The organism is Mucilaginibacter metallidurans (assembly GCF_003286435.2).
Classification (GTDB): domain Bacteria; phylum Bacteroidota; class Bacteroidia; order Sphingobacteriales; family Sphingobacteriaceae; genus Mucilaginibacter; species Mucilaginibacter gossypii.
On the sequence record NZ_CP043449.1, the window covers coordinates 3,092,802 to 3,105,453 of the forward strand.

Genomic DNA, 12,652 nt, shown 5'->3' on the forward strand with positions numbered 1-12,652 from the left:
TCTCCTTATTTCTGCTGAAAAAATAATTTTTTCAGCCTTTGCAGGCATTTATACTTCTGCGTTTTGGCATTATCCGCATTGGTGTAACCAAACCGCTCACAAATCTCCTGCATCGATCTGTTTTTTATATAAAAATCTTCCATAATGGTTTTACAGGGTTCGCCTAATAACTGGAGCGCACTCTCCATTTTACCAAACTGGATGTCCCTGTCGTTATGGTTATCAATTTCTTCTTCAACGGGTAAGTGTTCTTCAAAGTCCCTGATGTCACCACCATATCGGTTCATTTGGCTTAACCTTTTAAGCCAAAGCCGCCGGCAAACTGAGTATATATATGTTTTAAGCTTACTGTTTAGCTCAAAATCACCCGCTTTAATTTTATTGTAAAGAACGATAATGGCTTCCTGGTAAATATCCTTCGCGTCATCCTCATCGCCATTGTTGTTAATGATCAACTGTAATATCATTGGAAAGTAGGTTGTGTAGAGCCTCTTCAGCACTATTTCCGAGTTATTAAGTATCCCAAGAACTATTTCACTATCTGTTGGAGCCGAAGCTTTTAAGTCTTTATTCACTCTTAATACTATTTAGGTCAAATTGTAACCCACTATTATCAAAAAAAATCAAACTAAAATAAATTAATAACATTGGCATTACATTTCATTACCTGTAACAATTGTGTACTGCATTAATTTACCGTTAATACCTGCGGGTAAACAAGGTAACCCCAATGTTAAAAACTATGCAGGCAAATCTGCAATAAAAAAACCGCTTGCAAAAACCGATACGTAAACTATAAACCCTATGGAATTTACAAAGGTTTAATTTTTATGGGTTACCTTTTCCATTAATGCGTATTAAGTAACAAACGATCACAAAACGTTAACATTTTAAAAATTAAGAAAATGAAAAACACATTTAAATTAGCATTCGTAGCATTAGTTCTGGCAGCTTCTTTTTCAGCTTGTGGCGGTGACGCTAAAAAAACTGATGGCGATACTACTAAAACAACTGTAGTTGACTCAACTAAAGTTGTTACTGACTCTACTAAAACTGACACTACTAAAGTTGTTGCTGATACTACTAAAAAAGACACCACCAAGAAATAATTATTTCTGATAAGATAGAAAGTAGTTAAATATCATTTTTAACCTTTTTCTATTGATTTTTTAGTTATCCATCAATAAAAAAGGTGACTTGTGATTTTTTTTCAAAATTATGGGTTACCTTTTTTTATTTCTGGTATTAAGCAGTAAACTATTAAATCACTTATTAAAAAAATTAAACATGAAAAATTTCAAATTAGGCTTTTTAGCTTTAGCTATCGCTGTTTCTTTCGCTGCTTGTAAAGGTTCTTCATCATCTTCTGCTGCTGATTCAACTAAAGCTGATTCTTCTAAAATGGCTGCTGATACTACTAAAGCTGACACTTCTAAAATGGCTGCTGATACTACTAAAGCTGACACCACTAAAAAAGACACTACTAAAAAGTAATTTAACTTTTTATGTTAAAAACGTCCCCGGAAAACCGGGGGCGTTTTTTTTTGCTCAAAACCGCCAAACAATTTCTATTGGTATTGCTTAATGTGATACATAATAAAATATGAAATATTCTGAATGGAAAACGCTTAGTGCCGATGAGCGTCAAAATATTGGCTGGCACCGTCATCCGCATATACGCACTGCTACCCTTTTTGCCATAGTTTTTGCGATAACATTTATTATTGTAGTGCTTGGCATAAGTAAAAACAGCACAATTCATCTTAACCGCAAACCAACTGCAAAGGAAGCTTTTACCATGGCGAAATTATTTGTAAAGGAAAAGCTGAAACAACCTCAAAAAGCTATTTTTCCTAACAATAGTTTTAAATCGGTTATTGACACAACAACTAATAGCTACGAGGTACAATCAACGGTAAAAATTGAGAACGATAGTGGCAAAATGGAACAATCGGCCTGGGAAGTTAAAATGTTGTATACGGATGGTGACTGGGCCGAAAAAAATAGCTGGCAAGTTAAAAAAATAGACATTGTCCCTCAACCATAAACCATTTACTTAACAGTAATCATAAAAAAGGAGCAGTTATAAAACTGCCCCCGGTGGTTAATTAGTTATCAATAAATTTAGTGAACAGTATCACGCAGGGCTTTAATCTCGTCATGAGCATCAAGCAGCTCACTTTCCTGCTGGCTGATCGTTTCGCGCAGGTAGGCCGGTAAATTTTCGTCTTCAAGCGCGGTACGGTATGCTTTTAAAATGGCATCTTCGCCAAATTCGCATTCCTCCAGTACGTTATGGGTATCATGCCCGGTAAACGCGGCTTTAACATCAAGCCAAGCCCTGTGTATTTTGCCGCTGGTGGTTGTGCTGGTTTCAATGTCTTTTCCAAAAGCACTAACCTCTGTACCCAAAGCAAGCCTGTAACCCTGGCTTTGGCCAATAAACCTTGTAAAAAGCGATTTCAGTTCGGTGTCGCCGTCCTTCAAATCTTTTGAGGCGCGTTGATAGCCCTCAATCCTGTCATTGTTGATCTGTATCAGATCATTTAAAATCTCTACTGTTGCTTGTGTATTTTCCATGATTAGATGTTTTTATATAATACAAACCCCTTTAAAATTAAATTGTTTAATTAATTATATAAAAAATAATCCAAAATGAAAATTAACTTTTACCTCTAAATAAAGAGATCACCCAAATAATAATAGCGATAACAACTATTACAGCTATGATACGGTTACTGCCCCGGCCTTAAAAATATCGCCTATAACCGAGCACCCGCTCATAGTTAATAAGGCAAAAATGAATAATAAAAGGTGTGCGTTTTTCATGGTTAATGTTTAAATAGATAAAAGTATGATGGCTGGTTCAAGCCCCGGTTACTATCGATAAGAGGAATGCAATAATCAGGCCTTTTTATCATCAGGCTAACTGGAGGGAACCAATTTAAATAGCGGTATATTGTAGTTAATTAATTGTATAGGTATGTATACAATGATGCCTCCGGGTGATAAATAAGCGGCCGCTTTTAACCGGAATTTAATAGCCGAAATAATTTCTAAATAATCTTCAAATTTTAAAACCAAACACTGCCATTAATCGTTCATAACATAATTAGTTATAAACCAATTAAACATATCAATATTTAAAGATTATAGAAGGTCACATGTTTATACTGGCTGCCTACAGCAGGTGTGTTGCGTTTAGCATAAAATAATTTATTAACAATTTATCACCAACCAACTATGACAATACCGATACAACCAAACATTCAATGTGAAAACTGCATTAAATGCGGTAACAGGCCTCATGTTGAACAACATAAAAAATATTGGGTACTTACATGTCCTAACAAGAGCTGCAAAAACTTTGTAAAAGCGCTCACTATCGACTTTGCCACCTGGAACCGGCTCAACAAAAAGGCCAATGAAATACCGGCTACAACTGAAACCTTAAAACGTACCGCTTAATTACAGCAGAAGGATAATAAAGCCATAAATCCACAAAAAATTTTTATGACTTTAACTCAGATGAGTACATTTACACGCTACTCTACTGGCTAAGCTATGACAAATGCACTTCTATCAATAAATAAAGCAACTGTACGTTTTTTAAATACAACATTATTTACCGGCTTAAGCTTTAGTATAAAAAAAGGCGAAAGCTGGGCCCTTATCGGCGAAAGCGGATCGGGGAAAAGTGCCCTGCTACAAACCATAGCCGGGCGTTTTAATATCACAGGCGGTGAAATAGATTATCATTTCTGGAATGATTACTCCAAATTTTTCAAGGCCGGTGATATTGCCACGCCACATAAGCTTATAGCCCTGGTTGAGCCTAAACATCATTTCCGCAATCTTTCAAACACTACTGATTTCTACTACCAGCAACGCTATAATTCATCCGATTCGGAAGATGCGCTTACCGTTATAGACTATCTTAATACGATACCGCACTTTCCCGGCACCAATACATCCTGGACATTTGAAAGAGTGGTTTCATTATTACGGCTCGAACCACTGCTCAATAAACAGATCATTAAACTATCAAACGGCGAAACCAAACGCCTGATGCTGGCAGCCGCCCTGCTTAAAAATCCGGTATTATTAATGCTGGACAGCCCCCTAACCGGCCTTGATATAAAAACCCGCGAAGAATTTAATGGCATTATTGAGCAAATCATGGCATCAGGTATTAACATCATAATAGCCACCTCTATCCATGAAATCCCGACAGCTATTACCCATGTCGCCGTGTTAAGCAAAGGGGCTATTATCCACGAAAGCCTAAAACAGGATTTTAAAGCAGAACTTTTTGAGCAGGACAAAAGCGATACAATTGATACCAATGAATTGAATGCCTTACTCAACATCGATAAAAACCCTGCCACTTACAAGCACATTGTAAAAATGGATAAGGTACACATTAAGTATGGCGATAAGGTGGTGCTGGATGATGTAAACTGGCAGATTAACCCTGGAGAACATTGGGCTTTGCTGGGTCCTAACGGGGCAGGCAAATCAACGTTGCTAAGCTTAATCAACGGAGATAACCCACAGGCTTATGCCAACAACATTATTTTATTTGATAAAAAACGCGGGACAGGCGAAAGCATCTGGGATATCAAAAAAAAGATCGGCTTCGTATCGCCCGAACTGCATCAGTACTTCCCTACTGATAATAGCTGTTTACAGGTAATCGAGTCGGGCTATTACGACACCCTCGGCTTATTCAGGCCAAGCAATAAAGACCGTGCAGAGGTTGCTTTACGATGGATGAAGGCTTTGGAAATTGAAAAGTACGCGCGTGTATTGCTCAAAAACATCCCGGCAAGTGCACAACGCCTCTGTCTGCTTGCCCGGGCGCTCATTAAAAACCCGGCACTGCTTATTTTTGATGAACCCTGCCAGGGAATGGACGATCATCAGCAACTCCACTTTAAAAACCTGGTTGATACCATTTGCAGCCTCAGTAATGTTACGCTTATTTATGTCACCCACTATCAGCATGAAATACCCAACAGTGTTGATAAAGTTTTGAGGTTGGATAAGGGAATGTAGTTTTTTAAGCTGAAAGCCAAAAGTTGAAAGCTGAAAGCTGAAGGAATAACAAGCCTTGGGCTTTCAGCTTTAGGCTTTACGCTTCCTTTCTATCTTTTTTGTCAATTATTTAACAGCGCGCAAAATCAAATTACCAACTTGCGTATATTTGCGTGATATGAATACAGCCGATCTGTTGCAGCGCGCGTTGCGGTTTGATTTTTTAACGCTTGAAGAAGGCGTTTACCTGTATAACAACGCCTCTACTGCCGAGTTGATGTACACAGCCAACGAACTTCGTAAAATACAGGTTCCGCATGGCAAGGTTACCTGGCAAATTGACCGTAATGTTAACACTACCAACGTTTGTATAGCCAATTGCAAGTTTTGTAATTTCTTTCGCCGTCCTGGTCATGAGGAAAGTTATATTACTGATATTGAAACTTATAAAAAGAAGATCGAGGAAACATTTCGGTACGGCGGCGATCAACTGCTGTTACAGGGCGGGCATCACCCCGATCTGGGACTGAAATTTTATACCGACCTGTTTCGCGAACTGAAACAGCTTTATCCGAAATTAAAACTGCATTCATTAGGTCCGCCGGAAATTGCGCACGTTGCCAAATTAGAGGGCATGCCGCATATTGAGGTACTAAGAGCGATGAAGGAAGCAGGCCTGGATTCATTACCGGGTGCCGGTGCCGAGATCCTGAACGACCGCGTACGCCGCCTGATATCAAAAGGCAAATGCGGCGGTAAGGAATGGCTTGATGTAATGCGTGCCGCTCACCAGCTTAACCTGCCAACATCGGCTACAATGATGTTTGGCCATATTGAAACTATTGAAGAGCGCTTTGAGCATTTGGTTTGGATCCGCGAGGTACAGGCCGAAAAACCTGAAGGCAACTATGGTTTTATAGCATTTATCCCCTGGCCTTTCCAGGATGATGGTACCCTCTTACGTAAAGTACGCGGTATCACCAATAATGTTACCGGCGACGAATATATCCGCATGATTGCCTTGAGCCGGATCATGTTGCCAAATATCAAAAACATTCAAGCTTCATGGCTTACCGTGGGTAAACAGGTTGCCCAAATTTGCTTGCACGCCGGTGCTAACGATTTTGGATCGATCATGATTGAAGAAAACGTTGTATCCGCAGCCGGTGCACCTCACAGGTTTACTGCTAAAGGCATCCAGGAATCCATAAAAGAAGCCGGCTTTGAGCCCCAGCTTCGTACCCAGCGATACGAGTGGCGCGAAATTCCCGTTGAAATTGAAGAACAGGTTATAAATTATTAAGCCCTTAGTAGCAGTGGCAGTAAAAAAATAACTGCAACCAAAAACTGCAACTGCCACTGACTAAAAATGGAACAACACATAGAGGCCCTAATTTTTGCATCAGAGCAGGCAATCCGGTTGGAAGAGATCATGTATTGCCTCCAGGCTGCTTTTGAGCGTGATTTTGATATACAAGAAGTAACCGATGCTATAGGCAGGATCCACGAAAAATACCAGCATCATAGCTTAGCCATTGAGCTGGTTAAAATTGGCAACGGCTATCAATTCCTCACTAAAAAGGAATATCATGCTGTTATTAACCTTTTGCAGCTGCAACGGTCAAAGAAAAAACTAAGCCAGGCCGCTTTGGAAACCCTGGCTATCATCGCCTACAAACAACCCGTAACTAAGCCCGATATAGAACAGATCAGGGGTGTAAACTGCGATTATTCGATCCAAAAGTTACTCGAAAAAGAGCTAATAGCTATAATTGGCAAATCAGAAGGGCTCGGAAAACCTATCCTTTATGGTACAAGTGCTTTGTTTATGGACTATTTTGGCATTAACAGTATTGAGGAATTACCTCAACTTAAGGACTTTACAAACAACACGGCCACCATTGGCGAGCAATCAGAATAATTTTAATTTCTGTTTTAAAAAAAACCATTTTTCATTATTTTTACTATTGAATCAATAGGGTAAAAGATTTTAGAAACGCTTTTCTTTATCTGATTTTAATTATTATTATTGACAAAGTTTAATTTATAAAATCCATTACAATGGGAGCGCCAAAGAAACCGAACACTAAAAAGATCGAAAACTCAGATAATGATCCTGATGATGATGATGAGTTTGACCCAAAAGTGAAAAAGAAGGTAGTTGATGACGATGATGATGATTTTGACGGACCATTAGATGATGATCTGGGCAGGGGTTACGAGTCATTCGATGACGACGACGAAGACGACTATTAATTCTTTTTAATACATAACATTTTACAAAGCATTCAGACTATGCCTCTGGATGCTTTTTTTATTATCTACCGGTAGCATACAATAAATGAAAGTAACAGAAGTAAAGGACAAAGCAACAAAAAAGGCTTTTTTAGATGTGGCCCGCATCATTTATAAAGATGACGATAACTGGGTTTGCCCGCTTGATAATGATATTGAAGCTGTATTTAACCCGGCAAAAAACAACTTTCATCAACATGGTAAATGTACCCGTTGGATCCTGACAGATGACAATGGCCATCTAATTGGCCGGGTTGCTGCTTTTATTAATGAAAAAAAGGCATACAATTACGAGCAGCCAACCGGCGGTATGGGTTTTTTTGAGTGTACCGATAACAAAGAAGCTGCCTTTTTTTTATTTGATACCGCGAGAAACTGGCTTAGGGAAAACGGCATGAAAGCCATGGACGGCCCCATCAACTTTGGCGAAAACGACAACTTCTGGGGCTTGCTGGTTGAAGGATTTACGCCCCCTCCTACGGCATGAACTATAATCATCCGTATTACCAGGCTTTTTTTGATGAGTACGGCTTTAAAACCCAGTACGCGCAGATCACTAACCATGTTGACGCTCATAAACCTTTCCCGAGCGGTTTACTAAAATAGCTAATTGGGTAGCCAAAAAGCCAGGGTACGATTTCAGGCATTTTGAAATAAAGAAAATAGAGAAATTCGCGGCTGATTTCATTGAGGTCTACAACGATGGATGGAAAGATTTTGAAAACTTCGTTCCCATTACATATGATACGATCATGGAAAGCTTCGAAAAAATGAAGCCCCTGATGGACGAAAAATTGATCTGGTTTGCTTACGTAGATGATGAGCCGGCATCCTTCATGATCATTTTACCTGATGCCAACCAGATGCTTAAACCGCTTAACGGCAAACTGAACATGATAGGTAAACTTAAATTTTTATACTACCGCTGGAAAGGGGTATCCCGCATGCGGGCTATTGTGATGGGCACGAAACAAAAGTACCAAAAGCACGGCCTCGAGTCGGCAATGTTTATAAAATTAAAGGAATACGTATTGCCTCTCAAGCGTTATGATGAGCTTGAATTATCCTGGGTAGGCGATTTTAACGACAAAATGATAGCCATCCATGAAGCAGTTGGTGCTACATTTGGCAAAAAGCATTTAACAATGCGTTACATTTTTGATTAGCCCGGCCAAACCGGGCCACCAAATTATGCGGTTACTTTTGAATGTCGAAGTTCTTCAAATAGCTCAATTACTTTTTTCTGCAAATCGATTACTTCAGTTTCACGGTCCATTAAGCGTTTGTTAACGGTTTCAAGTTCGTTAACAAATTTCTGATCCTGTTCGGTATCATTAAACGTAAGCAACTGAACTACTGACATTTCAAACAGGTTTGCTATCTGCTCAAGCCTTGATAAATTAATATCAGTGATCCCTGTTTCAATCTTTGAGAAAGCAGGAATTGAAATATCCAATCTCTTTGCAACATCCTCCTGGCTCCACCCCTTTTGATGACGTAATAATCTGATTTTTTTTCCGAGAGTTTTCATTTGGTTAAATTAATAGTGTAGGTTTCGCAAAAGTTAATTACTTTACAATAATATTTATTATCACGCTAATTATCAACTAATTTGCGTAATTTTTTATTTTAAAGTGTAGTTAATTGTTGCGATTGGCAAATCCCTTAAATTAAAGCAAATAAATCATTCTAAAACATACCTGCTACACGGTATTTTTTTCGAGTAATTTAGGTCTGGATTTTCATCCCATTGTAATTTAGTGCGCAAAAAAGCGCAAAAAATTCTTCTTTTTAAAATTAAAATTTCATTTTTGTACTGTAATATTTTTTATTACAGATAAATGAACGGACAATTTCAAATAGCAACCCATGTATTAACCCTGCTTTGTAAACAGCCGGGCGAGCTATTATCGTCTGATTATGTTGCCGGCAGCATGAACGTAAACCCAGTTCTGGTACGTAAAGAAATGCGCAAATTACGCGCCTGCGGGCTTATTGAAAGCAAGGAAGGTAAAACAGGCGGTTATTGCCTTGCCCTCGCTCCGCAAAAAATAACCCTTGCCGATGTTTATAAAGCTGTAAAACTGCCGCCGGCTTTAGGCCAGGCTAAAAATAAGCCCAACCCCGCCTGCCCTGTCGGCAAGCAAATTGGAGCTCACCTTGATCATTTGGCCGATGAGGTTGAAGCAGCCATTATCAAAAAACTAAGCACCATAACCATTTTTGATTTTGTAAATCAATTTGATTAAAAAAATTTAAAACAAACTGTAACAAATTTAATTACAATATAAAAGCAAAAACAATGAAAATCGCATTAATTGGAGCCACAGGTTTTGTAGGCAAAGCCGTTTTAAACGAAGCGTTACAACGTGGATACGAGGTAACTGCTATAGCCCGTAACCCGAAAACAGATATTGAAAACCCTAAATTAACACTCAAAACTGCCGATGTATATAATGTTGATGAGTTAACCGAAACATTGAAAGGGCATGATGCTGTTGTAAACTCATTTAACGCCGGCTGGGGTAACCCTAACCTGTACAATGATTTTATTAAAGGGTCAGAGGCTATACAACAGGCCACTAAACAAGCTGGTGTAAGCCGTCTGTTGGTTGTAGGCGGTGCAGGCAGTCTTTTTATTGCTCCGGGCGTACAATTAGTTGATAGCCCTCAATTCCCTGCCGAATGGAAAACAGGCGCCACAGCGGCCCGCGACTATCTGAACATTATCAAAAAAGAAGAAGATTTAGACTGGACCTTCCTGAGCCCGGCCATACACCTGCATCCCGGCACCCGCACAGGTGTATACCGCACCGGTACGGATGAGCCTGTGTTTAATGATAAGCACGAACACGAAATTTCGGTTGAAGATTTGGCAGTTGCTATATTGGATGAACTGGAAAACAACCGGTTTGTAAAGAGAAGGTTTACTGTGGGATATTAAGCCCCTCTAAATCTCCCCCTAAAGGGGGAGACTTTTAAAGCTTCATTTAAAGCCCTCTCCCTTTAGGGAGGGTTTGGGTGGGGCTTTACTTTATAAACTTAGCAGCCACCCATTCTTTATCTTTTTTATGGGTAATGTATTTCAGGCCATACTTCCGGCTTCGTCGGTAATGATATCCAGGTCTGGCGATTCATAGAAACCACTGAAGTAAATCTCGCCATCGGTCTTTAATACTTCAGCATAACGCTGCATCTGGTCGATAAGGATATTGCGGTTGATGTTGGCCAGGATGGTATCATATTGCTCATTGGGATAACTTCTTTTGACCCGCAAAGTGGTTTGATATTACCCACATTATTCAAAGCCGAATTTTCGATAGTGCTTTCATAACAAACCGGGTCGTAATCAATGGCGATGATATCGTCGGCACCCAGTTTGGCTGCCATAATAGCAAGGATCCCCGTACCGCAGCCCATGTCAAGCACTTTTTTACCGGCAAATTCATTTTCAAGCATCAGCCCCAGCATCATAGCAGTGGTTTGATGGTGCCCGGTACCAAACGCCATTTTAGGATCAATAACAATCTCATAATCAAACTCAGGCTTTGGTTCATGAAAGGTTGCCCGTACATAAATCTTATCCACTATCTCTATAGGTTCAAAATTACTTTCCCATACCTCGTTCCAGTTTTTCTGCGGAATGAGCATTATCTCGTAACTAAAAGTAAACAGGTCTTTATAGGGTAAAAGTTGTGCATCAAGCGCCTCCTGGTCAAAAACATCTTCGGGAATATAAGCTTTAAAGCCAAGCTCAAGCTCTTCAAAAGTATCAAAACCTATCTCACCCAAAGCATTGATCAGCAGGTCCTGCTGGTAATCTTCGGTAGTGATGGTAGTAAAAAACAGTTCGTAGTAATTCATTTTGATTTTTTTCGTCATTAACCTTCACCAGGAATCCGGTCAGCCGGCGGAGAATTTAAGCGGCAGCTTCAGGTTCAGCCGGCTCACTATCTGCGCTTGTCCTCTTCCTGTCGAGTAAATACAGTACAACAAAGTTAACAATCCAGTAAACAGCTTGTATTTCGGTCATATACCACCAAAAACTAAACAGGGGGCTATATCCATCCTCGGGCAACCATATAATATAGCTTAGGGCTCCGGCAAATAATATACAAACCAGGGCAATGCAGCCTCCGGCAATAAAGCGCGCCGAAGCTCCTTTATGTTTAACCCAATTCCAAAGTGGTATGATGATCAGGTACTGGGTCAGGACTCCATCTGCAAGCAATAAGGTCCAAAAAAAGCTGAAATAAGCCATGAGGCTATACAGGTTACCGTTACCAATTTCGCCAATGCGCATAGGGTGATCGGGCATATTGAGGTATACAACCGCCCAAAATACGCCAAAGTCGACCAAAACGGGTAAAAGAACTTTTAAAAGCTTCATGCTTCTCTTAGATTTGAGACGTGAGATATGAGATTTGAGAGTTTACTTTTTTGTAAACAGCACAAACCCTCTTTCTGTTTGAAATTAAGTTTGGGCATTCTCTCAGATCTCATATCTAAAATCTCATATCTAATATTAATTAAATGTTTTAACGATATCTGTAAAGTCGCGCGATTTCAGGGAAGCACCGCCGATAAGGCCACCATCAATATCAGGCTGAGCAAACAGTTCGGCAGCATTGGTTGGGTTGCAGCTACCGCCGTATAAAATGGTAGTAGCATCGGCAACTTCCTGGCCATATTTAGCGGCAATTTCTTTACGGATAAATTCGTGAATTTCCTGAGCTTGTGCTGATGTAGCAGTTACACCTGTACCGATAGCCCAAACCGGTTCGTAAGCGATAACCAATTTAGCAAAAGCGTCAGCATCAAGGTGAAAGATGCCCTCAACCAACTGAGTTTTGATCACATCAAAATGTGTATTGGCTTCACGCTCCTGCAAAGTTTCGCCAATGCAGAAGATAGGGCGAAGATCATTTTTTAAAGCAGTATCCGTTTTTTTGGCAAGCAAAGCATTGGTTTCGCCAAAATACTGGCGGCGTTCTGAGTGGCCAAGGATCACATAAGCGGCACCGGTAGATTTAATCATCTTAGCAGAGATCTCGCCTGTGTAAGCACCTTTTTCTTCCTGGTGGGCATTTTGTGCGCCAACAGCAATTTTGCTATAACCTTTTGACAATTGCACCAGGCTATGAATGTGGATGAACGGACTGCAGATCACTGCTTCCTGCGTGCCGGTAGCCTCATCTTTTACCATGTTGATGATCTCTGAAAATAAAGCCAAACCTTCATTGTAATCAAGGTTCATTTTCCAGTTTCCGGCAACGATTTTCTTTCTCATGATTTTATTATTTTATTTATTAGTGAATGG

The 12,652-nt window shown here is 39.8% G+C and carries 16 protein-coding genes and 1 pseudogene; 11 read left to right on the top strand and 6 right to left on the bottom strand.

Going from position 1 to position 12,652, the window contains the following annotated elements; translation table 11 throughout:
* Positions 1–5 precede the first annotated feature (5 nt).
* Entirely contained in the window at positions 6–575 is a 570-nt protein-coding gene (locus tag DIU38_RS13195; protein ID WP_090524843.1) for an RNA polymerase sigma factor, read from the bottom strand.
* Between the two features lie 330 nt (positions 576–905).
* Between DIU38_RS13195 and DIU38_RS13200 the strand changes: the two genes are divergently transcribed.
* The 3 genes from DIU38_RS13200 (at position 906) to DIU38_RS13210 (ending at position 2,047) form a co-directional block, all read left to right on the top strand.
* On the top strand, positions 906–1,109 hold the full coding sequence (locus DIU38_RS13200) for a hypothetical protein (protein WP_091168007.1): 204 nt from the start codon (positions 906–908) through the stop codon (positions 1,107–1,109).
* 178 nt (positions 1,110–1,287) lie between these two features.
* Positions 1,288–1,494: a hypothetical protein gene (locus DIU38_RS13205; RefSeq protein ID WP_090526183.1), complete on the top strand. Its 207-nt coding sequence runs from the start codon at positions 1,288–1,290 to the stop codon at positions 1,492–1,494.
* Positions 1,495–1,603: 109 nt separating this feature from the next.
* Positions 1,604–2,047 carry a hypothetical protein gene (locus tag DIU38_RS13210; RefSeq protein WP_112655177.1) on the top strand — a complete coding sequence of 148 codons (444 nt, stop codon included), beginning with the start codon at positions 1,604–1,606 and terminating at the stop codon, positions 2,045–2,047.
* A 77-nt stretch (positions 2,048–2,124) separates the two neighbouring features.
* On the opposite strand, the gene DIU38_RS13215 is transcribed toward DIU38_RS13210, so the two are convergent.
* A complete protein-coding gene (locus tag DIU38_RS13215; protein WP_090524838.1) occupies positions 2,125–2,580 on the bottom strand; it encodes a PA2169 family four-helix-bundle protein in 456 nt (151 codons plus the stop codon).
* Between the two features lie 663 nt (positions 2,581–3,243).
* Between DIU38_RS13215 and DIU38_RS13220 the strand changes: the two genes are divergently transcribed.
* From DIU38_RS13220 to DIU38_RS34885, 6 genes and pseudogenes are all read left to right on the top strand, one after another.
* Complete coding sequence (locus DIU38_RS13220; RefSeq protein ID WP_112655179.1) at positions 3,244–3,468, top strand: hypothetical protein; 225 nt, start codon at positions 3,244–3,246, stop codon at positions 3,466–3,468.
* 96 nt (positions 3,469–3,564) lie between these two features.
* A complete protein-coding gene (locus DIU38_RS13225; RefSeq protein WP_112655181.1) occupies positions 3,565–5,058 on the top strand; it encodes an ATP-binding cassette domain-containing protein in 1,494 nt (497 codons plus the stop codon).
* A 157-nt stretch (positions 5,059–5,215) separates the two neighbouring features.
* A complete protein-coding gene (gene mqnC / locus DIU38_RS13230; protein ID WP_112655183.1) occupies positions 5,216–6,340 on the top strand; it encodes a cyclic dehypoxanthinyl futalosine synthase in 1,125 nt (374 codons plus the stop codon).
* Between the two features lie 66 nt (positions 6,341–6,406).
* Positions 6,407–6,958 carry an SMC-Scp complex subunit ScpB gene (gene scpB, locus DIU38_RS13235; protein WP_112655185.1) on the top strand — a complete coding sequence of 184 codons (552 nt, stop codon included), beginning with the start codon at positions 6,407–6,409 and terminating at the stop codon, positions 6,956–6,958.
* Positions 6,959–7,098: 140 nt separating this feature from the next.
* Positions 7,099–7,293 carry a hypothetical protein gene (locus tag DIU38_RS13240; protein ID WP_090524826.1) on the top strand — a complete coding sequence of 65 codons (195 nt, stop codon included), beginning with the start codon at positions 7,099–7,101 and terminating at the stop codon, positions 7,291–7,293.
* A gap of 85 nt (positions 7,294–7,378) precedes the next feature.
* Positions 7,379–8,498, top strand: a pseudogene (locus tag DIU38_RS34885) (GNAT family N-acetyltransferase).
* 23 nt (positions 8,499–8,521) lie between these two features.
* On the opposite strand, the gene DIU38_RS13250 reads toward DIU38_RS34885, so the two are convergent.
* Positions 8,522–8,863, bottom strand: a complete 342-nt coding sequence (locus tag DIU38_RS13250) for a helix-turn-helix domain-containing protein (RefSeq protein WP_090524822.1) — start codon at positions 8,861–8,863, stop codon at positions 8,522–8,524.
* Positions 8,864–9,173: 310 nt separating this feature from the next.
* Between DIU38_RS13250 and DIU38_RS13255 the strand changes: the two genes are divergently transcribed.
* Positions 9,174–9,581: an Rrf2 family transcriptional regulator gene (locus DIU38_RS13255; RefSeq protein ID WP_112655189.1), complete on the top strand. Its 408-nt coding sequence runs from the start codon at positions 9,174–9,176 to the stop codon at positions 9,579–9,581.
* Positions 9,582–9,634: 53 nt separating this feature from the next.
* Positions 9,635–10,276: an NAD(P)-dependent oxidoreductase gene (locus tag DIU38_RS13260; RefSeq protein ID WP_112655191.1), complete on the top strand. Its 642-nt coding sequence runs from the start codon at positions 9,635–9,637 to the stop codon at positions 10,274–10,276.
* A gap of 227 nt (positions 10,277–10,503) precedes the next feature.
* On the opposite strand, the gene prmA is transcribed toward DIU38_RS13260, so the two are convergent.
* The 3 genes from prmA to tpiA form a co-directional block, all read right to left on the bottom strand.
* Positions 10,504–11,196, bottom strand: a complete 693-nt coding sequence (gene prmA / locus DIU38_RS13265; protein ID WP_317132442.1) for a 50S ribosomal protein L11 methyltransferase — start codon at positions 11,194–11,196, stop codon at positions 10,504–10,506.
* Positions 11,197–11,251: 55 nt separating this feature from the next.
* Positions 11,252–11,722 (bottom strand): hypothetical protein, encoded by a 471-nt coding sequence (locus DIU38_RS13270; RefSeq protein ID WP_112655195.1) that lies wholly within the window; start codon positions 11,720–11,722, stop codon positions 11,252–11,254.
* 135 nt (positions 11,723–11,857) lie between these two features.
* The gene (tpiA, locus tag DIU38_RS13275) at positions 11,858–12,622 is read right to left on the bottom strand and encodes a triose-phosphate isomerase (RefSeq protein ID WP_112655197.1); all 765 of its coding nucleotides are present in this window, start codon (positions 12,620–12,622) and stop codon (positions 11,858–11,860) included.
* Between the last annotated feature and the right edge of the window lie 30 nt (positions 12,623–12,652).

Coding starts and splice junctions, on each gene's coding strand:
- tpiA (WP_112655197.1), bottom strand. CDS start 12,622: ATGAGAAAGAAAATCGTTGCCGGAAACTGGAAAATGAACCTTGATTAC.
- DIU38_RS13250 (WP_090524822.1), bottom strand. CDS start 8,863: ATGAAAACTCTCGGAAAAAAAATCAGATTATTACGTCATCAAAAGGGG.
- DIU38_RS13260 (WP_112655191.1), top strand. CDS start 9,635: ATGAAAATCGCATTAATTGGAGCCACAGGTTTTGTAGGCAAAGCCGTT.
- DIU38_RS13210 (WP_112655177.1), top strand. CDS start 1,604: ATGAAATATTCTGAATGGAAAACGCTTAGTGCCGATGAGCGTCAAAAT.
- DIU38_RS13220 (WP_112655179.1), top strand. CDS start 3,244: ATGACAATACCGATACAACCAAACATTCAATGTGAAAACTGCATTAAA.
- DIU38_RS13205 (WP_090526183.1), top strand. CDS start 1,288: ATGAAAAATTTCAAATTAGGCTTTTTAGCTTTAGCTATCGCTGTTTCT.
- mqnC (WP_112655183.1), top strand. CDS start 5,216: ATGAATACAGCCGATCTGTTGCAGCGCGCGTTGCGGTTTGATTTTTTA.
- prmA (WP_317132442.1), bottom strand. CDS start 11,196: ATGAATTACTACGAACTGTTTTTTACTACCATCACTACCGAAGATTAC.
- DIU38_RS13215 (WP_090524838.1), bottom strand. CDS start 2,580: ATGGAAAATACACAAGCAACAGTAGAGATTTTAAATGATCTGATACAG.
- DIU38_RS13270 (WP_112655195.1), bottom strand. CDS start 11,722: ATGAAGCTTTTAAAAGTTCTTTTACCCGTTTTGGTCGACTTTGGCGTA.
- DIU38_RS13240 (WP_090524826.1), top strand. CDS start 7,099: ATGGGAGCGCCAAAGAAACCGAACACTAAAAAGATCGAAAACTCAGAT.
- DIU38_RS13255 (WP_112655189.1), top strand. CDS start 9,174: ATGAACGGACAATTTCAAATAGCAACCCATGTATTAACCCTGCTTTGT.
- scpB (WP_112655185.1), top strand. CDS start 6,407: ATGGAACAACACATAGAGGCCCTAATTTTTGCATCAGAGCAGGCAATC.
- DIU38_RS13225 (WP_112655181.1), top strand. CDS start 3,565: ATGACAAATGCACTTCTATCAATAAATAAAGCAACTGTACGTTTTTTA.
- DIU38_RS13200 (WP_091168007.1), top strand. CDS start 906: ATGAAAAACACATTTAAATTAGCATTCGTAGCATTAGTTCTGGCAGCT.